Source organism: Vibrio sp. 811 (genome assembly GCF_033339195.1).
Genome location: NZ_JAWOUB010000534.1, coordinates 1 through 633 on the forward strand (window position 1 = coordinate 1; position 633 = coordinate 633).

Sequence of the window (633 nt, forward strand, 5' to 3'; positions counted from 1 at the left end):
TGGTGAAACCGTCAATAGCCATTCAGAATGTCGATTGGGCCAGTGGTACTACCGAGGTGACGGCAAAGCATATAGCCAACTAAGAAGCTATGCGCAGCTCGAAGCGCCACACAAAGGTGTGCACGATAGCGGCCGTGATGCAATGAACCACGCGAAGTCAGGAAATATGGCCGGCATGGTGACCTCCATCAACTCGATGGAAGACGCAAGTGAGCAAGTGGTGATTCACATTGACCGCTTGATGGATGAAATCATCGCAAACTAAGACTTGTGCCTCCCTTTGTTTTTATTGCGATGCAAGGGGAGGTAGCTGCGTTTCTAGCCATTCGATAAACGCCGCATTTTTCGGTCTGTGCTGCTGGCCGTTTAAACAAATCAAATCGTACCCTCTCCCTGCGTTGACGCGTTCAAAAGGCGCGACCAGTTCTCCCTTTTCCAAACTGGTTTGCACCAAAGACGCCCGCGCCATTGCGATTCCCATGCTGTTTTTGGCGGCAATCATCGCCATATCGGCATGGTTAAAAAGGTAGGTTTTCTCCATCACATTGAGCGATTTCAGCTCAGGGTTGCTTTGGCTTGCTAACCAGCTCTGCCATTCATGATTTGGCTCGTTTGCTTCTAACGATTCTGTGC

At 49.9% G+C, this 633-nt stretch carries 2 protein-coding genes; one reads left to right on the top strand and one right to left on the bottom strand.

Features of this window, described 5'->3' with window-relative positions:
- A partial coding sequence (locus R7Q46_RS27930; RefSeq protein WP_318078398.1) for a CZB domain-containing protein occupies positions 1–265 on the top strand: 265 nt, incomplete at its 5' end.
- Positions 266–286: 21 nt separating this feature from the next.
- Here the strand turns inward: R7Q46_RS27930 and R7Q46_RS27935 are convergent.
- Positions 287–633, bottom strand: a 347-nt coding sequence (locus R7Q46_RS27935; protein WP_318078399.1) for a LysR substrate-binding domain-containing protein, incomplete at its 5' end; no start/stop codon positions are given.